The sequence below is a fragment of the Paraburkholderia bryophila genome, from assembly GCF_003269035.1.
In the GTDB taxonomy this organism is placed as follows: Bacteria; Pseudomonadota; Gammaproteobacteria; order Burkholderiales; family Burkholderiaceae; genus Paraburkholderia; species Paraburkholderia bryophila.
Genome location: NZ_QLTK01000016.1, coordinates 120,889 through 145,771 on the forward strand (window position 1 = coordinate 120,889; position 24,883 = coordinate 145,771).

Below are 24,883 nucleotides of genomic sequence, written 5' to 3' on the forward strand. Positions count from 1 at the left end.
GGTTTTCTGTGATGCGATTGACGGTGCGTGCTACCGCGCGATGGGCGGCGCTTGCCGGCTTGATGTGTGCCGCGTCGACGGCGGCAGCGTCGACGGCGGTTGCAGGCAACGCCTCGGCCACGTCGGCGCCGCAGCCGGTTTCGGCCGATGCGAAGCCTCTCTACAGCGACGCCGCCGCGCTCGGCAAGCTGATGTTCTTCGATGCGTCCTTGTCGGCCTCGGGCAAGATGTCGTGCGCGAGTTGCCATAGCCCGTCGCACGCGTACGGGCCGCCTAACGGCCTTGCCGCGCAGTTGGGTGGCCCCGACATGCGCAGGCAAGGCACGCGCGCTGTGCCGAGCCTGCGCTACGTGCTGAACCGCACGCCGATCTGGAGTCACGCGCAGGCGGCCAGCCTGTCCGAGCGACTCAGCGAAACGGACAACGCGCCGGTGGGTGGCTTCGGTTGGGATGGACGCTTCAACCATCTGCACGAACAGGCCAGCTTCCCGCTGCTCAATCCGGACGAGATGGCCAATAAGGACCCGGCGGCAGTGCTCGCGAAGCTCGAGCAGACGCCTTACGCGGCGCGCTTCAAGGCGGTGTTCGGTCAGAACATCTTCGCGGACCGCACCAAGGCGTTGACGCAGGCGATGTATGCGATCGAGCGCTTCGAACTCGAAGACCCGAGTTTTCATCCGTATACCAGCAAGTTCGATGAGTACCTGGATGGCAAATCGCAACTAACGGCGCAAGAATTGAGAGGCAAAAAGCTGTTCGACAATCCGACGGGGGGCAATTGCGCCTCCTGCCATATCGACCAGGTGGGTGTCGACGGGTCGCATCCGCTGTTCACAGACTTCAATTTCCAGGCGTTGGGCGTGCCGCGTAATCCTGAGTTGCGCGCGAATGCGGATCCGAAGTACTTCGACATGGGCTTATGTGGACCGCTGCGCACGGATCAGGCAAGCGACAAAAGCAACTGCGGGCTCTTCAAGTCCGTGTCGCTGCGCAACACCGCGACACGCCAGGTGTTCTTCCACAACGGCCGCTTTCACACGCTGAAAGACGCACTGCGCTTCTACGTGCAGCGCGACACCAATCCGGCGAAGTGGTATCCAAAAGACGCGCACGGCAAGGTCGACAAATTCAACGATCTGCCGGTTGCGCTGCGCGTCAACGTCGATACGACGGACGAACCGTTGACCCGCAAAGCCGGCGAACGCCCGGTCTGGTCGGAGCGCGATATCGACGACGTCGCCGCATTCCTGACCACGCTGAACGACGGCTACGTGCCGCCACCCAAACGCGGGAAATGAACCGCGCCAACCACCCAAACTCCGGTGATTCTTAAGACGATTTTCCGTGTTTGGGTGCCTCATTTGGGGGCAGAGCTATAATGCGCGAATCCTTTTTATCTTCCGTCCACTGTCATGAGCCGATTACTTTGCCTGATCGTGCTTTCGCTCGGCCTGGTGCAGACCGTAACGGCTGACGAAAACAGCGACCGCATGTCCGCGTATCTGACGCAGAAATTCGGTCTGGCGACGGAAAAAGCGCAAAAGATTTCCGACGCGGTGCAGTCCGCTGCATCGAAATATTCCCTCCCGCCGGCTTTGCTGCTGGCGATCATCTCGATCGAATCCCGCTTCAAGGAAAAAGCCAAGGGCGCCAACGGCGCGACCGGGTTGATGCAGGTCGTGCCGGGCGCGCATCGGGGCTTGCTGCGAAACGTGAAGGATCTCACCGAGCCGACCGCGAACATCGAAGTGGGTTCGGCGATTCTGTACGGCTACATGCGTTCCGCGAACGGCGATCTGAGCGCGGCGTTGAAGAGCTACGGCGGCTCGAAAGCCTACGCGCAGAAGGTGAGCCTGCGCGTGGAAGACTTTGCCGCGGTCGCTCCGTCGCAAGATGCCGCTCCGCATCCGGGTGCGCAGGGCGGTATGTGCGAAGCGGATCGCTGCGCGACGTCGGACAATTGGGTCAATGCGTTTACCGTGCCGGCCGCCGGTGCGATTGGCGCGAGCGGCACGGCCGCAACGTCGAACTGAAAATTCCTTCCGGCCGCTTTCTTGCGGCCTTGAGCACCCTTGGCGTCACGCGCCGCGCTCTCTTTCTCTACGGCAACCCGCCTCGGCGAGTGATCTTCCAGCGTCAAACGAGCTGACATCGGCCGTGCGCTGCGTGCTTTTTACGCACGTCAGGCAACCGCTCTACAATGCTTTCCCATTCGCGCTCGTGCAGCGCCACCCTTCCGAACGACCATGCTGACCTTGTTTTCCCGACCTACCGCCGCAGCGCTGCTCGGTCTGCTGACCCTTGCCGCCTGCAACACCACGCCGCAGCCGAAATTCCAGCAGGAATTATTCGAAACCGGCGCCAGTCCGTACGCCCGCAATTTCAATTCGAGCACCACGGATACCTGCGAAGCCGCGCGCCGCGCCTTGTTGAGCCAGGGCTACCTGACGACGATGACGCGCAACGACACCGTCGACGGAACAAAGAATTTTCAGCCGACGGGCGATACCCACATCGTCGTTGAGTTTCACGTGGTCTGTACGCCAGGGGAAGAGGCGAGCGATACAAGCATCGTTTACGTCAACGCCGTGCAAAACGGTTTTGCGCTGAAGAAAAGCGACACTTCAGCGAGCGTCGGGTTGAGCGTGCTGGGCTCGCTGTCGTTGCCGATCCGCTCGAACAGCGACGCGATGGTCAAGATTTCAAGCGAGACCATTCCATCAGGCAAGTTTTACGATCGTTTCTTCGGTCTGGTCGATCATTACCTGCAGACGGTTGTGCGTACGCAGCCGGTGGTGAGTAACCGCATCGAAACGCGGCTGTTGCCGATGCCAGTGGAAGTCACGACGCCAAAGCCAACGCCGGTTCCCGTTCCCGACTTGCTCGATGCCATCGACAAGGCCGCTGCGGCGCAGCCGGCGAGCGGAGCGAGCGTCGCGCCGTGAGGTGTTTACCGGAATGAGTGTGCGTGAGTAAACGTAACGGCATTCACGCATTAAACCCGTAACACCCATCGAGCCGAAGGCTGATCAAGCGTTGTTCAGCCTTCAATCTCACCGCGATGCGGCACTTATCCTATGTCTTTTACTTCTTTCGTATACATATGTAGTAATAGTTAACAAGGGTTAACCCCTTCTGTGGATAACTCCCAAATGTTCTGTCACATCAAGGTCATGCAAACTCTCAAACCCTGCGGAACACGTCTGTAGAAAAACTACAAAGCTGGTATAACTTTGATGGGGCTTGCCTGCCACGTTGTCTTATCAAGAATCCGCACACAGGCTGTTCCATGGCCTATCCCGAAGTTATTCATAGGCAATTGTGGATAACTCTGATGGGCGGCCCAATTTCCACCCTCCGGGCAGCACACTTTTCATCCCTCCCCAGCGCTCGCCAGCGTACATACCATCACGCACCGCACGCGCACCCTCAAGCTGGACGGTACGAAGATTGCGTGTCTGTTTTTGCAAGCGCGACTGTTGCTATTTCGTCGAAATCATTTCGGCAACGCCGATCCAGGCATAGAGTTAAAGTAGTTTCTGAGGTTATTGGTGCAGTGCGGGGGTGTGTAATGAAACGCAGAACAGCACGACAGCTCGTCCGGCTTCTTTCGGATATCCGACATGCCACCCATTGCAGCACGCTGCGGGCGGCAGCCACCAACCGGGCCATCGCCCTTGCTTCGGCGGAACACGACGCGAACGCTGAAGATCGCGACGACGCTGACAATACCGACGCCAGCGCCGACGCCACGCGCGACGCCCACCACGACAAGCCGATCCGGAGCGGATCATGAGAACCGCGAGCGAACGATCGCTGCGTTTTCTGGTGGAAAAATGGCTAGCGCCGGCGTCGACGGAATCGGTTCACGTGACTGAATTCAGCCGCACTCGCCTGGGCGGCCGGCGTTATGTGCGCGTGGAGACGTCGCTCGATGCGGTCTCGAACTCACGCGGTCTTTTTTTCTTTCGTCACGACGACGGCTGCTGGTGCGTGTTTCCGCCGACAGCGGATACGCCCAGTCTGTTTGCGCACCCGCAAGCGGCTTGACCGCAATCTGGCCCGCGGCACAAAGCTGCCGGAAAGCGCCGCGTGCCGCCTCGCCACCATCACGCGGGCCCCTCGCGCCGCGCCCTCAGGACGACGCGCGGGGCAAGCGCTCCCGTCCGCGCCCCCAAACCGGCATCACCTGACACACGATCAACCCCGCCAGCATCAGCGCGCATCCGCACAGTGCGCGCGTCGACAGCGTTTCGCCGAGCACCAGCCAGCCCGCCAGCGCGGCGAACACGCCTTCCATGCTGTAGATCACTGCGGCATGCGACGGCGCCGCATGCTTTGCCGCGACCACCTGAATCGTGTACGCGACGCCGACCGACAACGCTCCGCCATACAGAATCGTCGGCGCGGCGCGCACGATCACCGCGAGACTGACCGGCTCGACAACCAGGCCGACCGCGAGACACGCGATCCCGCACGTCACGAACTGCACCAGCGCCAGCATCAAGGTGTCGTGCCGTAGCGCGAAACGACCCACCAGCATCATCTGTACGGAAATCACCAGCGCTCCGCCGAGTTGATACCAGTCGCCGTACAGCATCGAAAAATGCTCGTCGACGCTCAGAAAATACATGCCGATGGCCGCAAGCGTCGCGCCCAACCAGGTGCCGACGCCGGTGCGATGCCGGAACAGCACACCCAGCAGCGGCACGATCACCACATAGAGCGAGCTGATGAAACCAGCGTTGGCGATCTTCGTGTATTGCAGACCGATCTGCTGCAGCGAGATCGACGCGGCCACCACGAGACCGAGCAGCGCCCCGGCCCCGAGCAGTTCGCGAGAGCCGCCGGGGCCGTGCTTCGTCAACTCGGCCAGCGCGGGGCGTCGTAGGCACACGATCAGGCTCAGCACCACCAGCGCGCCGAGCAGGAAACGCAGGCCGGTGAACAGGAACGGGCCGATCGCGTCGAGACTCAGGCGTTGCGCGACGAAGGCGGAGCCCCAGATCATCGCGGCGATCAGCATCAGCAGATTGGCGCGTAGGTGTTGGCGAGTGTCAGGTTTCAAAGCGGGTCTTTCGAAGAGTGGATGCAGCAGCAAGGCGGTCGAAGCTGATCGACGGAACACACGGCGCGGTGTATCGCAGTGTTCCGTATTGTCCATTACGACGCAGCGTCTTTCCCCGTAACAGAAACCGAAACCGTTAGAGGCAACGCGGGCAGCGTCACGACGAACCTCGCTCCCCCCGACGCCGCCGACTCCAGTCGCACATCGCCGCCATGAACCAGCGCGACGCGCCGCACGATCGCAAGCCCGAGGCCGAAGCCGCCGGTGTGCCGGTCGCGGCTCGAGTCGAGCCGATGGAACGGTTCGAACACGCGCTCGCGGTCGGCGAGCGGAATGCCGGGGCCGTCGTCGTCGACGGTCAGCACCAGCGCGCCCGCCGCGCCGATTTCAGCGCGCAGTGAGATGGCCTGTCGTGCGTAGCGCGTGCTGTTACGGAGCAGATTCAGCAAGGCGCGCGCGACCAGTTTCGGGTCGCAGACATGATGCGTGGACTCGCCCTGCCTCCCGCCCGCCGTCGACACCGACAGCACCAACGACCGATCGGCCACGTCGTTGGCCATGCTCGCGGCCACGCTATCGAGCAACTCGTCGACCGACACCCGCATCAGCACCAGATGATCCTCGCCTTGCTCCAGACGGCTCAAGGTCAGTAACTCGGTGACGAGTTCGTCCAGCTCACGCACGTCCTGGCGCAACGCCATTTGACGTTCGCGTTGCCGATCCGGCGACTCAGGCGATTGCAGCAACGCGAGGCCGAATTCGAGCCGCGCGAGCGGCGTCTTCAGCTCGTGCGAGATGCCGTGCATCATGTCGCGCTGATGCAGGATCGAGGCTTCGATCTGCCGCGCCATTTCGTTGAATTGCTGCGACAACTCGTAGATATTCGACTTGCGCGACAACTGCGCGCGGGTCGACAGATTGCCGGAGCCGAACGCGCGCGCGGCGGCTTCGAGCTGGCGCAGATCGCGCCAGTGATAGTGAACCCACAGAATCACCGAGAGCAGAATGGCGAGCGCGAACAAGCCATAGGCGAGCGCCTCCACATCGAAATTCGACACTTCGCTACGCTTGGCATGAACGACGATGCCGTCGGGCAGCGGCAGGTAATAGCTGGTCGCGTTGTCGTCGAGTACCAGATTGCCGTCGCGCAATTCGCTCCAGCGCTGTTCGTTCATCCCGGCCTTGACGTCGGCCAGGTTCGTCAACGTGAACCCGTTGCGGCCGTGCTGTTGCAGTGCCGCCAGCGCCGGGCCGCGCTCCGCGCCTGGATGCCGCCGCACATAATCGTCGAGCACGAACGCGTAAGCGTTGTTCACGTTGCGCTCCAGCGTCGTGACGCGCCCGTGAAACAGCTTGCCGAACGATTGATTGATGAAGACGATGGCAATGGCGCCGCCGATCAGCACCACCAGATATAAGCGTACGAGTGAGCGCAGCATTTATTCCTCCCATGCCGACGGGCTGAACAGGTAGCCGCGTCCCCAGATCGTCTTGATCTTGTGCGGTTCGGGCGACGCGTCTTCGAAACGCCGGCGCAGCCGCGAGATACCGGCGTCGACAGTGCGATCGATTCCGTCGAATTCGATCCCGCGCAGTTGCTTGAGAATGTCGTCGCGACTTAGCACGGTGCCGGCGGCGCGCGCGAGGATCAGCAACAGGTTGTATTCCGTCGTTTTCAGCTCGACCGGCTGACCGCGCCAGCTCACCGCGCGATCGGGCGGCGAGATCACGAGTTCGCCGAAGCTTAGCGTGTCGTCCTGCGCGGAAGGCGGCGCGCTTTCCGCAGGCTGCGCGCGCCGCAGCAGGGCCCGTGCTCGCGCGACCAGCACGCGCGGTTCGATCGGTTTGAGGACGTAGTCGTCGGCGCCCGTTTCCAGACCGGCGATCTGGTCGTACACGTCGACACGCGCCGTCAGCATCAGCACCGGCACACGCGAAAAGCTGCGAATTCGCCGGCAGACTTCCATTCCGTCCAGATTGGGCAGCATCAGATCGAGGATCACCAGCGCCGGCTTGTGTTCATGTACGGCGGCCACCGCCGTATCGCCTCGCCGCACGATCGTCACATTGAATTCGTAGCCGTTCAGATACTCCCCGATCAACTGCGCGAGCCGATCGTCGTCCTCGATCAGCAGCACGCTGGTCTTGAGGGGGGCGTCGTTCATAAAGGTCTCCACTAGCAGGCGCTGATTCTATCCGTGCCTGCCTGAACGGGATATGCCGCGAACACTCTCGAACACTTGAACACAATTGCGCACACATTCCCCCAACTTCAGGACAGACGGGGCGGGGCGACGTCCCTAGACTGCGGTCTCCGTCTCAATAAAAAGATCTGACCGTGCTCAAACGCCTGCTGACTCTGTGTGTTCCGCTCTTTGGCCTGACCTGCTCGTCGCTGACCTATGCCGAGAACTTTTATACGTTTTCCCTGGCGGGCGGCGTCGGACCGCGCTATCAGGGCAGCCGCGATTACCGTCCGTTCGTTGCGCCGCTGATTTCCGCGGAGTTCAGCAACGGCATCTTTCTGAGCCCGACCGAGGGGCTCGGCTACAAGCACGACTTCGCCAACGGGATGTTCGCGTCGGCGGCGCTGAGTTACGACTTCGGCCGAACTGACCGCAATCGCGCCGACCTGCCGGGTTCCGACTATCTCCGGGGCATGGGACGGATTCCCGGCTCCGTGATGATGTCGTTCACCGTCGGCGCGCACGTGTTCGGCGCGTCGACCGTCAGCGTCACGCTCGATCAGCCGGTCACCCACACGAGCCATGGCACCAGCGGCCACTTCGACGTGGTGGTGCCGGTGCTGCAGACGGCCGACAACATCATCAACGTCAGCGGCTCGCTGCATGCCGGCAGCGGTCGCTACACGCAGACCTTCTTCGGTGTCACCGACGCGCAATCGCTCGCGAGCGGTTTCCGTCCGTATTCGGTGAAAGGCGGTTTCGACAGCGCGAAGGTCTCGCTCGGCTGGACCTACATGTTTTCACCGCGCTGGTCGGTGCATACCGAAGGCGGCGTGACGCGTCTGCTGGGCGCGTCGGCGAACAGCCCGATCGTGCAGTCGAAGAACAACTATTTCGCGATCACGTCGATCAGCTACCGCTACTGATCCTGTCGGTCGATCGGCTCGCCGGACCGACGTCTTATCAAGGAGCTTGCGATGTTTGCATGGCAAACCCCGCTGTCCAGCGCGTGGCAGGACAGTCTCGTTTCACCGGTGCGCGGCGAGGCGCTGGGCGTCGACAGTTTGCTGCTCACCGGCGCGACCGGGTTTATCGGCGGCAATCTGCTGGTGACCCTGATCAACGCCGGCCTTGCCGGGCGGCTGGTGTGCCTGGTGCGCGGCGTGAGCGTGGCCGACGCGCTCGCCCGGCTGCGGGCCTCGGCGGTGCGGTCTGTCGCATAACCGCGCGCACCGTATCACCGAAGTCAACGTGATGGTCGGTGAACTCGGCGGCGCGTTTTCGGAGATCGATCTGGCGCGTCTCGCGAAGGTCTCGCACGTGATCAATTGCGCGGCGCTGGCGTCGTTTTCGACCAACTCGCAAGTGCTCGATACCAATGTGGGCGACACCTTGCGCTTTGCGTCGCGCTTTGCCGGCAGCAAGACGTTGCGGCGTTTCGTGCATGTGAGCACGGCCATGGCGTGCGGCACGCAATGCGGCGCGAACGTGCAGGAATCGCCGTTCGGCTATGGCGAGACGAACCACATCGTGCCGTACACGCGCAGCAAGCGCGAAGTCGAACGGTTGTTGCGCACCACGTATCCGCGCTTGCCGCTGGTGGTGGTGCGACCGTCGATCGTGGTCGGTCATACGGTGCTCGGCACGCTGCCGTCGGCGAGCATTTTCTGGGTGTTTCGCGTCGTGCACGGCGCGCGGCGCTTCACCGCGCGCGCGATGAACCGTCTCGACGTAGTCACCGCCGACGACTGCGCGCGTGCGATTGCCTTGCTGGCGGTGAAGCCGACGCTGGCGTTCGACACCTATCACGTGTCGGCGGGCACGGAGGCGCCGACCGTCGGCCAGATCATCAGCGCGATGGATGAAGCCACCGGCACCTCGGGCCGCCGTTATTCGATGTGCCGCGTGCGCGACTTCGGCAAGATCGCGCGCGAGGTGGTGGGCCGGGACCGAAGCGGTAGCGGCCGGCTGATCGAACACGCGTTGCGTTTATATGCGGGCTTCGCGGAGCTGGACTATGCGTTCGACAACCGGCGTCTGCGTGACGAAATCGGATTCGAACCCCTGCCGTTCACCGACTATGTCAGTGAGTGTGTGCGGACGTCGCGCGGTGTGGGCATCGTTGAACAAATGCGTTGGGATTTCAAATGACACAGTGGCCTATCGATTCGGAGATCGCTCGCCCCGCGACCGACTCCAACACTTCTACCGACACCGATTCCGGTATCGACTCGCGCGATAATCGCGCAACGGGCGTACGACCCATGACACGGCCCACCGCCAGGCCGGCTGTTTTTCAGGCAAGTTCAATGGACGAGAAAGACTGGATCGCCGGCGCGGCTAAAGCGTTGGCGATCATCGAAGCATTCGACGAAGAACACGCGCGCATGACGCCGACCATGGTGGCCAGCCGTGCGGGGCTGTCGCGCACGGCGGCGCGCCGCTATCTGCTGACGCTGGGCGAACTCGGCTACGTGGACACCGACGGCAAGCTGTTCTGGCTGGCGCCGCGCGTGCTGCGGCTCGGCCAGTCGTACCTGGACTCGGCGCGTTTGCCGCGTACCGTGCAGCCGTTTCTGCAGCGCATTACCGCGACCGTGCAGGAAACCGCGCTGGTCGCGATTCTCGACGAACACGACGTGGTGTACGTGGCGCGCAACGGCGTGAACCGGGCGATGGCGGTCGGCTTCGTGCTCGGCTCGCGCGTGCCGGCGCCGTTGTCGTCGGCGGGGCTGGTGCTGCTGGCGTTTCAGGCACCGGAAAGTATCGAGCAATGGCTCGCCACGTATCAGATCAAGGTGTTCACGCCGCACACCTATGCCACGATCGAGCGCTTGCGTGAAGTGCTCGGCGAGATTCGCCGCAACGGCTATGTCGTCACCGATCAGCAACTCGAGCTCGGCGTGCGCGGCGTCGCGGTGCCGTTGCGCGACCGGCACGGCTCGGTGGTAGCGGCGATCAGCGTTAGCATGCCGATCGGCCAGGAGTCGGCGAATGCCGCGCTGCATCGGGTTTTGCCGACCTTGCAGGAAACCGCGAGCCTGCTGCGCAATCTCGTTTGAGCGGTACTCAGTAATCCCCCTGGTATGGGATGCTTAACGAGTGAAAGCGTCTCGAAAGCAAGCTGTCTCCCGGAAAATACATATCGAGTTTTGGGCATGACAAACCGCCTACACTGGGTAATACTCTCCCGCGGGGAGCGGGAAGGCGCCTCAAGCCCTGTCTGCTTCACCGTGCAGCTATTTCATTCACATTGACTCAGTCGTCCAGGTTTGGGGAACAACACATGAAAAAAGTTATCGTCTCGCTCGCAGCAGCTTCGATCGCACTGGTTTCCGTTCAAGCTTTCGCACAGGCATCGGACGCAGCAGCACCGGCTGCAGCAGCAAGCGCGCCGAAGAAGCATCACGTCAAGAAGCTGAAGACGCACGGCAAGCGTGCTCCGGTCGCTGCAGCAGCTTCGGCAGCTGGCACGAACGACAAGGGCGCAGCAAACTAAGCTGTCTCCGGTTTGCCGGGCGAGTCAGGCTGGATCGCCGCACTGCGCCGCTAGCCGGCCGGTGTAGCGTGGTTCGGTTAATGGCATCGCCAGCAAAAAGGCCAGAGCTCGTGCTCTGGCCTTTTTGCATTTTTCGGCGCGCCTCACGCGCGCCCCGGTTCGCGGCACTCAGCCCGCGAGGCCACGCTTGATGACTTCGTCGAGCAGCCCGCTCATGCCATCGGGATGCGTGGCCGCGCGCTTCTTGAGCTCCTCGACCAGTTCACTGTTCAGCTTGCACGCGAACGCCACAAGCCCTTGCGCCTGATCCAGCTTGCGCTGTTCGCGGCGATCGAGCTTCGGGTCGGCCGCGGCGGCTTTGCCGAAGCGATCGGCGGTGGACAGCTTCATTGCGTTGTTCAGCTTGAGTGCCTTGTTCTTTTCAAGGTCGGTTTTTTTCATCGCCATTTGGAAGGCCTCTGCAGATAAGTAAACCCCGCATTGTACGCATCGCGCCGGGCGTCGAGCGAGCGGCGGGATTCCGCGGCGCGGCGAGTCGGCTGAGCGGCACTTAGCTTGATTGGTCCGGCGCGGCGGCCATGCTGTCCATCAGCGCGCGCATTCGTTGCCAGTGCGTGCCTTCCCAGAACACCCGCAGGCAGACGTCGCAGGTGACGAACTGGTTATGTCGTTGCAGCACGCCGTCGGGCGCGCGGCTGCCCACTTCCTCCTTGGCGATGCGCCGCAACGGCGCGTTGCACATCAGACATAGCCGGAACGGCGTCGCGCTGCCGGCCAGATCGAGCCGTTCAAACACTTCGCGCAGTTGCTCACGCGGTTTTAGCGTGCGAACGTAGCAACCATGCGTGATGCTGCGGCGTTTCAATAACTCGCGATCGCGCGTCAGCACGACGCGTTGTTGCGCGGCCGCGAGCGCTTCGATGTCGGCGTCCGGATAGTGGTTGTCGTAGAGCGTGTCGAAGCCGGCCAGCCTCAGCAGTGGCGCAAGGCCGCCGAGATGCGCGTCGGCAATGAAGCGCACCACGCGCAGCGGCCGTTCGCGCACGCGCAGGAGCGGCTGGATGTCGAGCGCTTCAAACTTCGGATAGACAGCGACGCGGTCGCCGTCCGCGAGAGGGTGATTGAAACCGACCGACTCGCCGTTCACCAGAATCAGCTCGACTTCGGTATGCGGCACGCCGAGTACTTCGATCATGTGTTTGGCGGTGGCACCGGGCGCGCAGGCGTAGCTGAACGCGCGCCGACGCAGCGGCCGGGCGAGAAAATCGTTCAGCTCCTCATAGAAGCGGAAAGTCGCGGTCACCATTTCTGGAGTATGGCACCGCCTTCCGTTGCGCGCTGCCCTGCGGGTGTCGCATGAGTGTGCTTTACTGCCAGTTCTTTAGAAGACGGAGCGACAGATGGACATCGGTTTTATCGGTCTCGGCGAGATGGGCGCCGCGATGGTTGCAAACATTCTGAAAGCCGGGCATCAGGTGCGGGTGTGGAACCGCTCGCCGGAACGGGCGCGAGCGCTCGCTGACGCCGGGGCGCGCATCGTCGCGACACCGGCCGAAGCGTTTGCGGGCGATGCCGTGTTCTCGATGCTCGCCGACGACGCCGCGCTGCGTGACGTGATCACCGCGTCGCTGCTGGAACACGCACCGCGCGGTCTGATCCACGTGAACATGGCGACGATCTCGGTGGCGCTGGCCGAGGAACTGGCGACGGCCCATGCGTCGCGCGGAGTGCACTACGTTGCCGCGCCAGTGCTGGGTCGGCCGGACGCCGCGGCGGCGGCGAAGCTGACGATCGTCGCCGGTGGTCCGGCGGAGTCGATCGACCGCGTGCAGCCGATTTTCGACGCGATCGGCCAGAAGACGTGGCGTATCGGTTCGTTGCCGCAGCAGGCGAACGTGATGAAGCTGGCCGCCAACTTCATGCTGGGCGCGGCGGTCGAGACGCTCGGCGAAGCCGCCACGCTGGTGACCGGTCACGGTCTCGCCATGCAGGATTTCCTCGACGTCATCACGAGCGGCCTGTTTCCGGGGCCCGTGTATGCGGGATACGGCAAGCTGATCGCCGAGCAGCAGTACGAGCCGGCGCAGTTCAAGGCGCGGCTCGGCCTGAAGGATATCCGCCTCGCGCTGGCCGCCGCCGATGCAGTGAACACACCGCTGCCGATCGCGAGCGTGGTGCGCGACAGTTTGCTCGAAGCGGTGGCGCACGGCGACGGCGAGAAGGATTTCGCGGTGCTGGGGCAGGTGGCTGCGCGGCGCGCAGGGCGTTAAGGGCGCCAGGGCTGCGGCGCGAACGGCACGGGCCAAGGTAGAGACAGCGGCACGGGCAGAGGCGAAGCGAACACCTTGAGTTCCGCGCGCCGCGCTCTGCAAAAGCCCTTACCCGCGTGCTCCACGTCGCGGATCGGCGCGGGCGGGCATAATGTCCGCCCGTCCTTCATTCACCGCGATTGTCATGACTCTGCATACCTGGTGGCTGTTCGTCGCCACAGTTTTCGTCGTATCCGCGATTCCCGGCCCGAACATGCTGCTCGTGATGACGCATGGCGCCCAGCACGGTCTGCGCCGCTCCAGTGCGACGATGGCGGGCTGCCTGTCGGCGCTGGTGTCGATGCTCGCGGTGTCTGCAGCGGGGCTCGGCGTGGTTCTGGCCGCCTGGCCGGCCATGTTCAACGCGCTGCGCCTGATCGGCGCGGCCTACCTCATCTATCTGGGCGTCAAGGCATGGCGCGCGCCGGCCGACGAAGCGGCTGCCGACCAGGCCGACGCGCTGGCCGCGAAGCCCGCGCGCTCGCGCGTCGCGCTGTTTCGCAATGGCTTCCTGGTGGCCGGCAGCAACCCGAAAGCCATTCTGTTCGCCGCCGCCTTGCTGCCGCAGTTCATCGACGCCGCGCAGCCGAAGTTGCCGCAGTTCGGCGTGCTGGTGGCCACGTTCGCCGTGATCGAAGTGAGCTGGTATCTGGTGTACGCGGGTTTCGGCACGCGGATCGGCACGAAGCTGAAAAGCCGCAGCGTCGCAAAAATGTTCAACCGACTCACTGGCGGCGTGTTCGTCGGCTTCGGCGCGATGATGGCGCTGGTGCGGCACTAGGCACTAGACACCAGGCGCCGGCCGCGCGCTCATGCTGTGTCGCACGACGACAACGCCGAGGGTCATCCCTAATAAGAATGTTGCGCCGCACCAAACCATTTGCTATAGTTCGTCTTGTCTCCTCCATGTCTCCTCTGATATGGATTCAGCCCGCCAAACTAGGCGGGCTTTTTTTTGCCCGGCATTTCCCGGGGCTTCAGAAGCAAGAAACGACAAAGCCGGCTGGCCCCTTCGCAGGGCCGCCGGCTTTGTCGTTTGCGATTCGCGGCGCTCGCTGGTCGCTTGCCAGAGCACCATCGAACTCAGAACTTGTACGAGACCGCCAGAAACGAAATGATCGGGTCCGCTTTCAGTTCCGCCTTGGAGACGCCGAGTTCGGTGCCATCCGCCGCCTTGATGATGACCGACGAGGTCGTCTTCAGCGGAATGTACGTGACCGATGCCACCAGACCCCAGTGATCGGTGATGTTGTACGCCAGACCCGCATTGAACACCGGCTGCCATGACGACGACGCCTTCGCCGACACCTGCGTCTGCCCCGGCTTGCCGGCGCCTGCGGCCAGCACGGCGCCGAGGTTGTTCTGCGTCGACGTGACGAAGTTCGGGCTCAGCTGAATATCGGAGAAGAAGTTGTACGACACGCCGATACCGACGAACGGCCGGAACTTCGCCGTCGGTTCATTGAAGTAGTACTGGAACAGCAGCGCGGGGCTCCACTGACGCACGCTCTTCACGATCGGATTGGCCTGCGGGTCGCCCAGATCCTGCTGACCCAACGCGCCCGCCGGTCCCGGCGGCTTGATCGTGCCGTGGCCGTAAATCTTGAACACCGGCGGCACGCCCGCCACCGTCGTGACGGCGATGTGATCGGTGAGGTAATGGCTGAACACCAGGCCGACCGTATCGGCGCTCCCCGTCGACAAACCCGTGCCCGACGACGTGAACGAGCTCGGCAGACGCAGCGGCGTGTTGATCGGCGTCGGCGCGACATTGGTGGTGAGCGGCGTGCTCGAATCCTGCGGCATCACGTGAAACCAGCCGAGCACGGCGACGTTGTCGCCCGCGTGTTGGGCATAGGCACTGGCGGACAGGCAAACGGACAGTATCGCGAGACAGATTTTTTTCATGTTGTTTCTCCTCTGGCGCTCGTTGCATCTATCGCGCGCGTCGAGCGGCGGCGGGTTGGCGGCCCGGCCGTTGCGCTCGATAGTCGGTGGACACCGGCTGCCGCGCGCTGATCGGGCGCGGCAGCCGGGGCGCGAACGCCTCGTTGCGGGTTGGCGGCGCGGGTCACGTCCATTACTGGACGAAGGCGCCGATCGTGAAGTACGGCGAGGCCGCGTTGGTCAGATCGAGGTAGCCGAACACGCCACCCGTGAAGATCATCTTGCCGGTCGGCGTGGTGCCGGTGCTGGCGCCCACTTGCGTCGTCGTGACCACGCCCGGCACGGCCTGCGTGAAGTCCAGATTCAGCGCCGTCGCGAGCGATGCCTGCGACGCGTTGAACGGATCGAGCAGCGTGGCCTGAGCACCCTCGAGCGCGGTGGTGCGATAGTCGAACTGGCTATCCACACCGATGTACTCGCCGTTCTGCGAGCCCGACGCCACTGACGTTTGCGGCGACAGGATCGAGATGCCCGATTCGTCGTCCGCGTACGGCCCGAGTGCGCCGTTTTGCGGCACGGTCACCGACGAGTTCGCCGCGCCGGTGCGCACCAGAATCGGCACCAGTTGACCGCGCAGCTTGCCCACGATCATGTAGCCGCGCGCTTCCGGCGTAGCGGCGAGCGTCGGCTTCGCCTGACCAAGGAAGTTGTTGGTCTGGAACGCGCCGCTGCCGTCCGCGGCCGGTGCGAAGTTGCCGCCGGGCTGCTGACATTTGCCGGCGTTGATGCCGGAGTTGTCGCACTCCGTCCACGTACCGTCCGCGTTGATCGTGATCCTGGAGTCGACCGCGACCGGCGCGAAGTTTTGCGACGGCACCTGGTGATAACCGAGTTGGTTATACGTGCCGGCCACGTTCGCGAGATTCGTTTCAATCGACGAAAAACCGATGAACGGGTAGTACGGGAAGGTCGTATCGGGCACGGCGCCGACGCCCAGAATCCCGCCGAACGAGATTTCCGCACCGGGGATCGTGCCGCCCGCCACCCCTTCACCGACGAAAATCCGCGCTGGGCGAGTCGGGTCGAGACTCGCGCCGTTCAGGCGGAACGCGCACTGATTGAGCTTGTTAGTCGGCAGCAGGGTTTCTTGGGTCAGCGTGCCGCTGGCAGTCTGACCCGCGCGCGTCGGGACGACGGTGCCGGTGGTCGCCGGGATCGGCGATTCGACGTAATTGATCTGCCACGTCATTTTGGTCGTGTCGAGCTGCAGCTTGACCAGTTCGCCGTCACCGCCGCCGCCCGTAAACGTGGTGGTGTAATCGAGCGACGAGGGACACAGACGCACTTCCGTCACCGGCCCATCGCCGCCCCCGCCGCCGCCGCATGCCCCGAGCAACGGTGCTGCAAGAGCGAGCACCGAAAGGAATCTCCAATTCATACCGCCTCCAGAATTTTCTCGTTGTGTGTGGCCGGCTCTCAGTCCGGCCACCTTTTGCTTTAGTGGTGTTGCGTACGGCTCGTGCTGCTTGTGCTTACTTGCTGATCTGTGCGCCGATGCCGAAGTACGGCGTGCTCGGGGTGTCCGAGTTAGCCGAGGTCGACGTGATGCCGCCGTTCTCCGCGCCCTGAATCACGATCGCGTACAAGCCGCCCGATGCGATCGCGAGGCCGGTCTTGCCGTTGGTGTCCTGCACACCGACCAGCCCCGGGCTCGGCAAGCCGTAACCGAGACCGAAGCCGCTTTCCGCCCCCGACGTGCTCGGGTTGATGAACGTGCCAACCGCCCCCTGGATCAACGTTGCGGTGTACTTGAAGTTCGAATCCGCGCCCACGTAGCCGCCGTCGAAACCGCCCGAGGCGAGCGGGGTCGCCGCGGCGAGCATGGCGATGCCGGATTCGTCGTCTATCTGCAGCGTGTTCGTGTTGACCGAACCGGTGCGCACCACCAGCGGGACCGTGGCGCCGTTCACCTGACCGAGAATCATGTGCGCGGTGCCGAAGTTGCCGGTGCGCAGCGGCGCCGGGCTGCCGCCGCTCGGCACGATCTGCGGCGGATTGCTGCTGTCGAAGTAGCCGTTGCTGTTGAGCGTGAGCGCGTTACCGGTCGACAGGCAGCCGCTCGAACTCGGTGAGGTGCAGTTGCCGCTGGCGTCGAAGGTTTCGACGGAATTGGTCGCGACGGTCTCGTAGTTCGCGGTCGGCGACAGGTGATAAAGCAAGCCGTTGTACGTGCCGGGCAGCTTGGTGATGTCGGTCGTCGTGCTGGCGAAACCGAGGAACGGATAGAAATCGAAATGCCGCTGGTTCACGGCGCCGATACCTAGAATCCCCGCATATTGCACGGTCGCGCCGGGAATGCCGCCGCCGGCCACGCCTTGGCCGACGAGGATCATCGGCGGGTTCGGGTTGTTGACGAAATCGGGTGTGGTGTACGTAGAGCCGTCCGAAGCCGTGCCGGTGCCCGCGCCGAGAATGAACGCGCAGCGGATCTGTTCGGCGGTCGGCAGGGCGCCGGTGGGCGGGTGAATCACCGCGCCGGTGATTTGCGTGCCGGCGCGCGTGGGCGAGACCGTGCCGGTGGCCAACGGGATCGGCGACGCGAGCCACTTCAGCGTGTACGTCATGGCTGTCGCGTTGATGTTCAACTGCACCACTTCGCCACTACCCGCGCCACCGAGGAAGGTGGACTTGCCGATGTCGGCGGTCGCGGGACAGAGCGACGCCGAGGTGCCGGAGGCCGGCGGACCTTGCACGCCACAGCTCGCGCCCGAGCATTGCGGGGCGTTGACCGCGCCCGGATCGCCGGCTTTGCCGCCGCCGCATGCGATGAGCAATGGGGCCGTGGCCAATGCCAACGCCAGGCCTCGAGTAATGGCGTGCGCCATGCTGCTGTCTCCCTTCCTGTAATTGTGCGAACTAATTTCGCTGCGCACTTAATGCCTGTCAATTGAATGAGCCGTCTAAAAAGCTCGATTCAAACAGCACAGTTTTTGCCGGACGCATACAGGGTGGACGCCGACGGCCCTTTTAAACAAAAAATAAATTCGAGCTGTAAGAGGGGTTTGTCGCCTCCCCGCACGCGCCTTACCAGGCAGGCGTTTCAGCAAAATGCTCCTATCATCTTCGAACGACCGTTCGAGAAAAAATCCGGAGTTTCCCTATGCGGAAAACTATGCGACGCGGGTCATTTTCAGGAATGAATTACCGCACGACAGTGAGCAGTCCGATTTTGATTTTTTAAGTAATACGGGATACTACTCATTAAAATCAATAAGTGGGATTCAGCGCGCATGTTTTTTAAAACAAAAAAGCCGGTCTGTGAAGACCGGCTTTTTGGGGCGACGGATTAACGGCGAAGGCGCCGCCGTCTTATTGAATCCGCCTAGCGTTTCAGACCGCTGTCTTCCGCAGTGCCGATGGCGAGGTTCATACACTGGATCGCCGCGCCGGAGGCGCCCTTACCCAGATTGTCCAGACGCGCGACGGTAACGAAGCGCTCCGCGTTGCCGAACACGAACAGGTCGACGCGGTTCGTGTCGTTGTTGGCCTGCACGTCGAAGAAACCGTCGTCCAGGTTGGTTGCCGCGTCGAACGGCGCGACATGCACGAACACTTCGCCCGCGTAGTATTCGGCGAACAGCGCCTGCACGTCTTGCGGCGTCGTCTTCTTGGCCAGTTGGCCCGGCGAGAAGAACGTGGTGACCGCCAGACCCTTGTAAAAATCACCGACGATCGGCGTGAACACCGGCGCCGACTTCAGCCCCGTGTGCGCGGCCATTTCCGGCAGATGCTTGTGCGTCAAACCGAGCGCGTACGGACGCGGGCTCTTGAGCTTGTCGTTACCGCCGGCTTCGTAGTCGGCAATCATTTTCTTGCCGCCGCCGCTGTAGCCGGTGATCGAATAGGCGTGCGCGGCGAACTCGGCCGGTACCACGCCGGCTTCGACCAGCGGACGCATGGCCAGCACGAAGGCCGACGCATGGCAGCCCGGTACGGCGATGCGTTTTGCGCTGCGCAGACGTTCGCGCTGCGAATGAGCCAGTTCCGGCAACCCGTACGCCCAGTCGGCGGAGGTGCGGAAGGCGGTGCTCGCGTCGATCAGCACGGTGTGCTCGTTATCGACCAGCGACGCGGATTCGCGCGAAGCGATGTCCGGCAGACACAGGAACGTGACGTCCGACGCATTGATGAGACGACGGCGCTCTTCGATATCCTTACGCTTCGCTTCTTCGATACGCAGGATCTCAACGTCGGCGCGCTGCGACAGGTATTCAAAAATCTTCAGGCCGGTCGTGCCTTCCTGTCCGTCGACAAAAACTTTCGTGCTCATCTCGATCTCACTGGCTTGCTGGAAACAGGGCGCGACTTGGCGCCGGAACGCTATTTTAAGACCGGACAGTCGCCGGCGCGCGAAAGGGGGCGAAAAAAGCGTGCTGGAAAAAGCACGATGCGCGCTGAAAGTGACATCGGCGTGACCCGTTACGGCCTGAATGAGCGCCGATGAACGCCGGTTGGCGGCAGGGCGGTGGCGGCGCCCGTGCGGCAGTGCCTCGGCGTATCAAGGGCGGCAGCACGTCAGCACGTCAGCACGTCAGCGTCGCGCGTCGGCGCGGTGTTGTCAGCGCGGAGCGCCCGCCAGCCAGCGCGCCGTTACGCCGGCAACGCGCGCGCCGAACATCCGCGCGGTTTCCAGATCTCCGGCGGGCGGCGCTTCTTCCGCCGACGCATCCGCCGGCGACTGCGTCAGCAGACCGGTGAAGCCGCCCACGTAATTCAGGTCGTTGCGGGTCGCGGCTTTGGTGTTCGACGGCATCATGCCGGTGCCCGCCCAGATCATGCTGTGCTGCATTGCCAGCGTGACGAAATACTGAATGGTCGAAAATTTGTCGCCATTCATGGTCGCCGAGTTGGTGAAGCCCGCGGCGATCTTGTCCTTCCATGTCTGGCCGAACCACGGTTTCGAACTCGCGTCGGCGAATTTCTTGAAGTCGGCGGATGGGCCGCCCATGTAGGTCGGCGCGCCGAAGATAATCGCGTCGGCCGTGGCCAATTCCTCCCAGCCGGCGTCGTCGATCTCGCCGACCGGCAGCAGGCGCGCCTCGGCGCCGGTTTCGAGGGTGCCCGCCAGCACGGCTTCGGCGACTTTTTTCGTGTGGCCGTAGCCGCTGTGATAAACGATCACGATCTTCGACATGGCAATCTCCAGCAAAGGTAATCAGGATGGGATAAGGCACGGCAATAGTGCGCACACCTGGCGAGGCGGCAACACCCAAGCATCGCGCGTGGCGCTCCCCGGCACATTAGCGTGCGCGGATGACAGAAATTTCGCGCGGACGGCAATCCGACGCAAACTGCAGGCCAACGTGGAGTTCGTGCCGGTCGTGAACGGCGGTTGAGCGGTGTTGCGTGTCTGGAGCTTTGCTAGGTCTGCGCTGGGTCTTGCCCGGGGTCTGCCATGCTGCCGCCCTCCGCCCGTGCCGTTGAATCACGCCCAACACGGTTGGCGGTCCGCAGCCCGCATCACCGCCCGTAGCTCACCACCATTCGCGCGCTGCCGAGCGTAGCGGTGCCGATCTCGTGATCGAACATCAGCGCGGGACGGCCTTGCGCGAGGCGCAGATCGGCGGTGCCCAGTGCATACACGGTGACGATATACCGGTGCGGCTTACCTGCCGGCGGGCACGGGCCGCCATAACCGTCGACGTCGAAATCGTTGCGCGCTTCGACCGCGCCCAGTTTGCTGAGGAAGCCGGAAAAGCTCGCGTTCTCCGGCAAGCTCTGCACGCTGGCGGGAATGCCGGCCACCGCCCAATGCCACCAGCCGCGGCCGGGCGCGTCTTCGTCAAAAATGGTAACGGCGAAGCTACGGGTTCCGGGCGGCGCGTCGTGCCAGGTGAGTTGCGGCGAGCGGTTGCCGCCTTTGCAGTCGTCCTGATTGAAAACCTGAGCGTCCGCTACCGTACCGCCCGCGTGGAAGCTCGCGCTGGTTAGCGTAAATACGTTCTCGGATAGCGCATGCGGGCTATACGCCGCGAACAGCGCGACCCCCAGCGCGGCGCAGACAAAAGACAACGTACGGCGCAACGGCGAAGCAAGCGAAACAACCAGGCAACGCGAGCGCATGTACCGGTTCTCCTGTCAGGGCGCGAGGCGGTCGTCCTCGCATCATTATTGTCCCTATTTTGTGCCGTCAGGTCGAATCATGTCTAACATTAGCTGTGCGATACATCATTGTTGTCGTTGGCTGAAATTTGCGAATGGAATATCGGCTATAGTCGGAGGAATTGTCCGCGCCAACATCGACCGCGTTTTCATCCGATTCAATACCTACAATAGAAAAGCATGTCAGAAGTTCTGGAGAGAGTTTTATCCGTCGAGGGGAGGGCAATGCAAGATCCAGTCAGGGTCGTGGTCGCCGACGACCATCCGGTAATTCTGTTCGGCGCCGAGCAGGCTTTGCTCAAGTTCCCCGGTCTACAGGTCGTCGCGCGTGCGCGGCAGTCCACAGAATTGATCAAGGTGCTGCAAACGGTGGCCTGCGACGTGCTCGTCACCGATCTCGCCATGCCCGGCGGGCAGTACGGCGACGGGTTGCCGCTCATCGGGTATTTGCGCCGCAATTTCCCCAACCTTCCCATCGTCGTGCTAACCATGCTGGAGAACGCCGCGCTGTTGAAGCGGCTGAGCGAGCTCGGCGTGACGTCGGTCGTGAATAAGTCGGACGACCTGAGTCACATTGGTCTTGCGGTGCAGCACGTGAGCCGCAAGGTGGAATACATGAGTCCGTCCGTTAAAGCTTCGCTCGATACGCTGCGCATGAACGCCGGCGGCAAGACCGACGAAGTGATGTTGTCGCGGCGCGAACTCGAGGTGGTGCGCCGCTTCGTGTCCGGTATGACGATCAAGGAAATCTCGGAGCAGCTCAACCGCAGCATCAAGACGATCAGCACGCAGAAGAACACGGCCATGCGCAAGCTCGGTATCGAACGTGATTCCGAATTGTTCCAGTACGCGCAAAGCAATGGGCTGCTGAATCTGTCGTCCAGTTCGGTGGAGTCTCCCGACAAGGCGTCTTAAGTCGGCGCGCGCTGTATCGGGCATGAGCGGGTGCGCAGCCGCATAAATCCGCGCGAAATGAAAAAAAGGGCTGCCTGTCGTCTCGACAGGCAGCCCTTTTGCATTAAGCCCGCTAAACCGGTCCGCCTGGGACCGTGGGACTTAACCAAGGTGCTTACTGCGGCGTCGCGTTGGCGCCACCGTGCGCGGCCGACCATTCAGCCGGTGCGTGCAGGAATTTTTCCACTTCGTCGAGCGTCTTCGTGTCGAAGTACTTGTTTTCCTTGGCAACCCGCAACACGTCCCACCACGTGGCAAGCGCGTGCAGATCGACGTCGATGTCTTTCAGCACCGACACGCTTTCCTTGAAGATGTTGTAGTGGAACAGCACGAAGCAGTGGTTCACCGTGGCGCCGGCGGTGCGCAGCGCGTTGATGAAGTTGATCTTGCTGCGGCTGTCCGTGGTCAGGTCTTCGACCAGCAGCACGCGCTGGCCTTCGGTCAGCAGCCCCTCGATCTGCGCGTTACGGCCGAAACCCTTCGGCTTCTTGCGCACGTATTGCATCGGCACCATCAGGCGGTCGGACAGCCAGGCTGCGAACGGGATACCGGCGGTTTCGCCACCGGCGACCGCGTCGATCTGCTCATAGCCGACGTCGCGCAGAATGGTGCTTTCAGCCATTTCCATCAGGCCACGGCGCACGCGCGGATACGAGATCAGCTTGCGGCAGTCGATGTAAACCGGGCTCGCCCAGCCGGACGTGAAAATATACGGTTTCTCCGCGTTGAAGTGCACTGCCTGAACTTCCAGCAGCATCTTGGCGGTCGTGTCGGAGATCGTCTGGCGATCGAAGCCTGTCATGGGCGGATCCTTGGGTGTGAGCGGGGAGAAGCGGGCGCGGAGCCCGGTGGCGCAGCAAGTGGAGTATGTCCGCCCTGACGGGCGGCGCCTTGACAGGCGAATACGCTGCCGGCCCGTGGTGCAGACCGGTTTTTGCTGCGCGCGTAGCCCAATATTTTACCTGAAACGGGCTCTTTCGAGGAGGCCGTTGTGCAGCGCGGCGCCGAATGGCGGTCATAACGGCGCGGGCGGCCGGGCCTGGCCGGCTTCGATGCGGCTCGCTCGACCTGTGTGTTTCGCCGGCTTTTTGCGTGGCGTGCAGCGGACCAAGCCGCACTTTTTTGGGTTGGCTTGTGAGTCGCCAAAGCCGCCTTTACACTCACGCGAATTTCCCGGGCCGCTGATCGCTTCAGCGCCCTCCGACCTACGGAATGCTTTCGATGACCCCCGCTTCCTCCGCCACCGACTCCCGCGCATCGGCAAAACAAGGCTACGCCGGGCACGCGTTGATTGCCTCGGTGCTCGGTTATGCGATGGACGGTTTCGATCTGCTGATCCTCGGTTTCATGCTGCCGGTGATCGCCGCCGATCTGCATCTGAGTTCCGCACAGGCGGGCTCGCTCGTGACGTGGACGCTGATCGGCGCCGTCGCGGGCGGATTGATCTTCGGCGTATTGAGCGATTATTTCGGCCGCGTGCGGATGCTGACGTGGACGATCCTGATCTTCGCGGTCTTCACGGGCCTGTGCGCGTTGGCGCAAGGTTATACCGACCTGCTGGTCTACCGGACCATCGCGGGAATCGGGCTCGGCGGCGAGTTCGGCATTGGCATGACCTTGGTGGCCGAAGCCTGGCCGGCGTCGCAGCGGGCGCGCGTCTCTTCGTATGTGGGCCTGGGGTGGCAGCTTGGCGTACTGGCGGCCGCGTTGCTGACGCCGCTGCTGTTGCCGCTGATTGGCTGGCGCGGCATGTTCGCGCTGGGCTTGTTGCCCGCGGTCGTGTCGTTTTTCGTGCGTCGCCGGGTCGAGGAGCCGGCGCTATTCACCGAGCGCGCAGCACGGCGCACATCCGGCACGCGCAAGCTGCCACTGAAACTGCTGGTTGCCGATGGCCGCACCACGCGCGCCAGCATCGGCGTCGTGATTCTCTGTTCGGTGCAGAACTTCGGCTATTACGGGCTGATGATCTGGCTACCGAGCTATCTGTCGAAGACGTTCGGCTATTCGCTGACCCGATCCGGCGTGTGGACCGCGGTCACCGTGCTCGGCATGGCGGCCGGTATCTGGCTATTTGGAGTCGCCGCCGACCGCTTCGGCCGCAAGCCGACATTTCTGTTCTATCAGGCCGGGGCCGTCGTGATGGTGTTCGTCTACGCGCATCTCACCACGCCGTCGGCGCTGCTGATCGGCGGCGCGGCGATGGGCGTATTCGTCAACGGGATGATTGGCGGATACGGCGCGTTGATCTCGGAGCTCTTTCCGACCGAGGCGCGGGCCACCGCGCAGAACGTGCTGTTCAACATCGGCCGGGCGGTAGGCGGTTTCGGGCCGGTCGTGGTGGGCGCGCTGGCCGCGCGCTATTCGTTCGGCGCCGCGCTGGCTTTGCTCGCCTCGATCTATCTGCTCGACATCTTCGCGACACTTTTGCTGATTGCCGAGCGACGCGGCGTTGAGCTCGACTAAGCTCGAACGGTGCGCGCGAATGGCTCGCGCAGTGTCGCCGTACGACCCGCACGGGACTTCGGCGTGCCCCCGACGGGAACGCCGCATGACCCCCGTCAAATGCCCGCCGGATGCGGCGCTGCACCATTGTTTCGCCGATGGTGAGCCATGTTAACCACTCAGTGCACCGACTCATTCGGGGTGTACACTAACCGACCCGCGTAGCACTCCGCACCGTCTTGTCCTCCGCTGAGGTTCGACGTCGCGCCTAACCGGCGCATGCGTCAAGCGCCTCAGTCGATCATCAATTCGATAGATGGAAGCGTCGTCAGCGGTGCGGTATGCCGGGCCCAATTACTTACGTCTCGCAGGCCAA

Annotated in this window: 25 protein-coding genes and 1 pseudogene; 14 read left to right on the forward strand and 12 right to left on the reverse strand. The window is 63.0% G+C overall.

What is annotated here, in order from left to right; all coding sequences use genetic code 11:
- Positions 1-11: 11 nt before the first annotated feature.
- The 5 genes from BX591_RS22175 (at position 12) to BX591_RS22195 (ending at position 4,050) form a co-directional block, all read left to right on the forward strand.
- Positions 12-1,298, forward strand: coding sequence for a cytochrome-c peroxidase (locus BX591_RS22175; RefSeq protein ID WP_111933452.1), 1,287 nt, complete (start codon positions 12-14; stop codon positions 1,296-1,298).
- A 114-nt stretch (positions 1,299-1,412) separates the two neighbouring features.
- Positions 1,413-2,033, forward strand: a complete 621-nt coding sequence (locus BX591_RS22180; protein WP_111933453.1) for a lytic transglycosylase domain-containing protein — start codon at positions 1,413-1,415, stop codon at positions 2,031-2,033.
- Between the two features lie 213 nt (positions 2,034-2,246).
- Positions 2,247-2,945, forward strand: a complete 699-nt coding sequence (locus tag BX591_RS22185; RefSeq protein WP_111933454.1) for a DUF2242 domain-containing protein — start codon at positions 2,247-2,249, stop codon at positions 2,943-2,945.
- A gap of 626 nt (positions 2,946-3,571) precedes the next feature.
- A complete protein-coding gene (locus tag BX591_RS22190; protein ID WP_111933455.1) occupies positions 3,572-3,796 on the forward strand; it encodes a hypothetical protein in 225 nt (74 codons plus the stop codon).
- Positions 3,793-4,050: a hypothetical protein gene (locus tag BX591_RS22195; RefSeq protein WP_111933456.1), complete on the forward strand. Its 258-nt coding sequence runs from the start codon at positions 3,793-3,795 to the stop codon at positions 4,048-4,050. The genes BX591_RS22190 and BX591_RS22195 overlap by 4 nt, the downstream gene beginning before the upstream one ends.
- Before the next feature lie 85 nt (positions 4,051-4,135).
- Here the strand turns inward: BX591_RS22195 and BX591_RS22200 are convergent, their stop codons facing one another.
- The 3 genes from BX591_RS22200 to BX591_RS22210 all read right to left on the reverse strand — a co-directional run bounded on the left by BX591_RS22200 (position 4,136) and on the right by BX591_RS22210 (position 7,233).
- Positions 4,136-5,068, reverse strand: coding sequence for a DMT family transporter (locus tag BX591_RS22200; RefSeq protein WP_111933494.1), 933 nt, complete (start codon positions 5,066-5,068; stop codon positions 4,136-4,138).
- A gap of 95 nt (positions 5,069-5,163) precedes the next feature.
- Positions 5,164-6,507: an ATP-binding protein gene (locus tag BX591_RS22205; protein ID WP_111933457.1), complete on the reverse strand. Its 1,344-nt coding sequence runs from the start codon at positions 6,505-6,507 to the stop codon at positions 5,164-5,166.
- Positions 6,508-7,233, reverse strand: coding sequence for a response regulator (locus BX591_RS22210; protein WP_111933458.1), 726 nt, complete (start codon positions 7,231-7,233; stop codon positions 6,508-6,510). It abuts the gene before it with no gap.
- Positions 7,234-7,406: 173 nt separating this feature from the next.
- On the opposite strand from BX591_RS22210, the gene BX591_RS22215 reads away from it, so the two are divergent.
- From BX591_RS22215 to BX591_RS22230, 4 genes and pseudogenes are all read left to right on the forward strand, one after another.
- Positions 7,407-8,180, forward strand: coding sequence for a MipA/OmpV family protein (locus tag BX591_RS22215; RefSeq protein ID WP_111933459.1), 774 nt, complete (start codon positions 7,407-7,409; stop codon positions 8,178-8,180).
- Between the two features lie 51 nt (positions 8,181-8,231).
- Positions 8,232-9,405: pseudogene (locus tag BX591_RS22220) on the forward strand (SDR family oxidoreductase).
- Positions 9,406-9,563: 158 nt separating this feature from the next.
- Entirely contained in the window at positions 9,564-10,316 is a 753-nt protein-coding gene (locus BX591_RS22225) for an IclR family transcriptional regulator domain-containing protein (RefSeq protein WP_111933460.1), read from the forward strand.
- Between the two features lie 224 nt (positions 10,317-10,540).
- Positions 10,541-10,753: a hypothetical protein gene (locus BX591_RS22230; protein ID WP_111933461.1), complete on the forward strand. Its 213-nt coding sequence runs from the start codon at positions 10,541-10,543 to the stop codon at positions 10,751-10,753.
- Positions 10,754-10,921: 168 nt separating this feature from the next.
- On the opposite strand, the gene BX591_RS22235 is transcribed toward BX591_RS22230, so the two are convergent.
- Positions 10,922-11,200 carry a hypothetical protein gene (locus tag BX591_RS22235; protein WP_111933462.1) on the reverse strand — a complete coding sequence of 93 codons (279 nt, stop codon included), beginning with the start codon at positions 11,198-11,200 and terminating at the stop codon, positions 10,922-10,924.
- Between the two features lie 103 nt (positions 11,201-11,303).
- On the reverse strand, positions 11,304-12,059 hold the full coding sequence (locus BX591_RS22240) for a Mut7-C RNAse domain-containing protein (RefSeq protein ID WP_111933463.1): 756 nt from the start codon (positions 12,057-12,059) through the stop codon (positions 11,304-11,306).
- Positions 12,060-12,153: 94 nt separating this feature from the next.
- Here BX591_RS22240 and BX591_RS22245 point away from each other — a divergent pair, with 94 nt between their 5' ends.
- Both BX591_RS22245 and BX591_RS22250 read left to right on the forward strand, forming a co-directional pair.
- Entirely contained in the window at positions 12,154-13,023 is an 870-nt protein-coding gene (locus BX591_RS22245; RefSeq protein ID WP_111933464.1) for an NAD(P)-dependent oxidoreductase, read from the forward strand.
- A gap of 184 nt (positions 13,024-13,207) precedes the next feature.
- Positions 13,208-13,843: a LysE family translocator gene (locus BX591_RS22250; RefSeq protein ID WP_111933465.1), complete on the forward strand. Its 636-nt coding sequence runs from the start codon at positions 13,208-13,210 to the stop codon at positions 13,841-13,843.
- A gap of 302 nt (positions 13,844-14,145) precedes the next feature.
- Here the strand turns inward: BX591_RS22250 and BX591_RS22260 are convergent, their stop codons facing one another.
- The 5 genes from BX591_RS22260 to BX591_RS22280 form a co-directional block, all read right to left on the reverse strand.
- Positions 14,146-14,970, reverse strand: coding sequence for an OmpW/AlkL family protein (locus BX591_RS22260; RefSeq protein WP_111933467.1), 825 nt, complete (start codon positions 14,968-14,970; stop codon positions 14,146-14,148).
- A 172-nt stretch (positions 14,971-15,142) separates the two neighbouring features.
- The gene (locus BX591_RS22265; protein WP_111933468.1) at positions 15,143-16,387 is read right to left on the reverse strand and encodes a DUF2957 domain-containing protein; all 1,245 of its coding nucleotides are present in this window, start codon (positions 16,385-16,387) and stop codon (positions 15,143-15,145) included.
- Positions 16,388-16,481: 94 nt separating this feature from the next.
- The gene (locus BX591_RS22270; RefSeq protein ID WP_111933469.1) at positions 16,482-17,834 is read right to left on the reverse strand and encodes a DUF2957 domain-containing protein; all 1,353 of its coding nucleotides are present in this window, start codon (positions 17,832-17,834) and stop codon (positions 16,482-16,484) included.
- A gap of 497 nt (positions 17,835-18,331) precedes the next feature.
- On the reverse strand, positions 18,332-19,279 hold the full coding sequence (gene argC, locus BX591_RS22275; RefSeq protein ID WP_111933470.1) for an N-acetyl-gamma-glutamyl-phosphate reductase: 948 nt from the start codon (positions 19,277-19,279) through the stop codon (positions 18,332-18,334).
- A gap of 288 nt (positions 19,280-19,567) precedes the next feature.
- On the reverse strand, positions 19,568-20,143 hold the full coding sequence (locus tag BX591_RS22280) for a flavodoxin family protein (RefSeq protein WP_111933471.1): 576 nt from the start codon (positions 20,141-20,143) through the stop codon (positions 19,568-19,570).
- Between BX591_RS22280 and BX591_RS36190 the strand changes: the two genes are divergently transcribed.
- Positions 20,142-20,345, forward strand: coding sequence for a hypothetical protein (locus BX591_RS36190; RefSeq protein WP_146749809.1), 204 nt, complete (start codon positions 20,142-20,144; stop codon positions 20,343-20,345). The genes BX591_RS22280 and BX591_RS36190 overlap by 2 nt on opposite strands.
- Before the next feature lie 124 nt (positions 20,346-20,469).
- On the opposite strand, the gene BX591_RS22285 is transcribed toward BX591_RS36190, so the two are convergent.
- The gene (locus BX591_RS22285) at positions 20,470-21,072 is read right to left on the reverse strand and encodes a YbhB/YbcL family Raf kinase inhibitor-like protein (RefSeq protein ID WP_111933472.1); all 603 of its coding nucleotides are present in this window, start codon (positions 21,070-21,072) and stop codon (positions 20,470-20,472) included.
- 264 nt (positions 21,073-21,336) lie between these two features.
- On the opposite strand from BX591_RS22285, the gene BX591_RS22290 reads away from it, so the two are divergent.
- The gene (locus tag BX591_RS22290) at positions 21,337-22,026 is read left to right on the forward strand and encodes a response regulator (protein WP_111933473.1); all 690 of its coding nucleotides are present in this window, start codon (positions 21,337-21,339) and stop codon (positions 22,024-22,026) included.
- Positions 22,027-22,180: 154 nt separating this feature from the next.
- Here BX591_RS22290 and BX591_RS22295 read toward each other — a convergent pair whose 3' ends face one another.
- A complete protein-coding gene (locus tag BX591_RS22295) occupies positions 22,181-22,867 on the reverse strand; it encodes an orotate phosphoribosyltransferase (protein WP_111933474.1) in 687 nt (228 codons plus the stop codon).
- 419 nt (positions 22,868-23,286) lie between these two features.
- Between BX591_RS22295 and BX591_RS22300 the strand changes: the two genes are divergently transcribed.
- Positions 23,287-24,528: an MFS transporter gene (locus tag BX591_RS22300; RefSeq protein WP_176343110.1), complete on the forward strand. Its 1,242-nt coding sequence runs from the start codon at positions 23,287-23,289 to the stop codon at positions 24,526-24,528.
- The last annotated feature ends 355 nt before the right edge of the window (positions 24,529-24,883 follow it).

What these genes read in the sequence shown, in the direction of transcription:
- BX591_RS22175 (WP_111933452.1), top strand. Translation starts at nt 12, where the DNA reads ATGCGATTGACGGTGCGTGCTACCGCGCGATGGGCGGCGCTTGCCGGC.
- BX591_RS22180 (WP_111933453.1), top strand. Translation starts at nt 1,413, where the DNA reads ATGAGCCGATTACTTTGCCTGATCGTGCTTTCGCTCGGCCTGGTGCAG.
- BX591_RS22185 (WP_111933454.1), top strand. Translation starts at nt 2,247, where the DNA reads ATGCTGACCTTGTTTTCCCGACCTACCGCCGCAGCGCTGCTCGGTCTG.
- BX591_RS22190 (WP_111933455.1), top strand. Translation starts at nt 3,572, where the DNA reads ATGAAACGCAGAACAGCACGACAGCTCGTCCGGCTTCTTTCGGATATC.
- BX591_RS22195 (WP_111933456.1), top strand. Translation starts at nt 3,793, where the DNA reads ATGAGAACCGCGAGCGAACGATCGCTGCGTTTTCTGGTGGAAAAATGG.
- BX591_RS22205 (WP_111933457.1), bottom strand. Translation starts at nt 6,507, where the DNA reads ATGCTGCGCTCACTCGTACGCTTATATCTGGTGGTGCTGATCGGCGGC.
- BX591_RS22210 (WP_111933458.1), bottom strand. Translation starts at nt 7,233, where the DNA reads ATGAACGACGCCCCCCTCAAGACCAGCGTGCTGCTGATCGAGGACGAC.
- BX591_RS22225 (WP_111933460.1), top strand. Translation starts at nt 9,564, where the DNA reads ATGGACGAGAAAGACTGGATCGCCGGCGCGGCTAAAGCGTTGGCGATC.
- BX591_RS22230 (WP_111933461.1), top strand. Translation starts at nt 10,541, where the DNA reads ATGAAAAAAGTTATCGTCTCGCTCGCAGCAGCTTCGATCGCACTGGTT.
- BX591_RS22235 (WP_111933462.1), bottom strand. Translation starts at nt 11,200, where the DNA reads ATGGCGATGAAAAAAACCGACCTTGAAAAGAACAAGGCACTCAAGCTG.
- BX591_RS22240 (WP_111933463.1), bottom strand. Translation starts at nt 12,059, where the DNA reads ATGGTGACCGCGACTTTCCGCTTCTATGAGGAGCTGAACGATTTTCTC.
- BX591_RS22245 (WP_111933464.1), top strand. Translation starts at nt 12,154, where the DNA reads ATGGACATCGGTTTTATCGGTCTCGGCGAGATGGGCGCCGCGATGGTT.
- BX591_RS22250 (WP_111933465.1), top strand. Translation starts at nt 13,208, where the DNA reads ATGACTCTGCATACCTGGTGGCTGTTCGTCGCCACAGTTTTCGTCGTA.
- BX591_RS22260 (WP_111933467.1), bottom strand. Translation starts at nt 14,970, where the DNA reads ATGAAAAAAATCTGTCTCGCGATACTGTCCGTTTGCCTGTCCGCCAGT.
- BX591_RS22265 (WP_111933468.1), bottom strand. Translation starts at nt 16,387, where the DNA reads ATGAATTGGAGATTCCTTTCGGTGCTCGCTCTTGCAGCACCGTTGCTC.
- BX591_RS22270 (WP_111933469.1), bottom strand. Translation starts at nt 17,834, where the DNA reads ATGGCGCACGCCATTACTCGAGGCCTGGCGTTGGCATTGGCCACGGCC.
- argC (WP_111933470.1), bottom strand. Translation starts at nt 19,279, where the DNA reads ATGAGCACGAAAGTTTTTGTCGACGGACAGGAAGGCACGACCGGCCTG.
- BX591_RS36190 (WP_146749809.1), top strand. Translation starts at nt 20,142, where the DNA reads ATGGCAATCTCCAGCAAAGGTAATCAGGATGGGATAAGGCACGGCAAT.
- BX591_RS22280 (WP_111933471.1), bottom strand. Translation starts at nt 20,143, where the DNA reads ATGTCGAAGATCGTGATCGTTTATCACAGCGGCTACGGCCACACGAAA.
- BX591_RS22285 (WP_111933472.1), bottom strand. Translation starts at nt 21,072, where the DNA reads ATGCGCTCGCGTTGCCTGGTTGTTTCGCTTGCTTCGCCGTTGCGCCGT.
- BX591_RS22290 (WP_111933473.1), top strand. Translation starts at nt 21,337, where the DNA reads ATGCAAGATCCAGTCAGGGTCGTGGTCGCCGACGACCATCCGGTAATT.
- BX591_RS22295 (WP_111933474.1), bottom strand. Translation starts at nt 22,867, where the DNA reads ATGACAGGCTTCGATCGCCAGACGATCTCCGACACGACCGCCAAGATG.
- BX591_RS22300 (WP_176343110.1), top strand. Translation starts at nt 23,287, where the DNA reads ATGACCCCCGCTTCCTCCGCCACCGACTCCCGCGCATCGGCAAAACAA.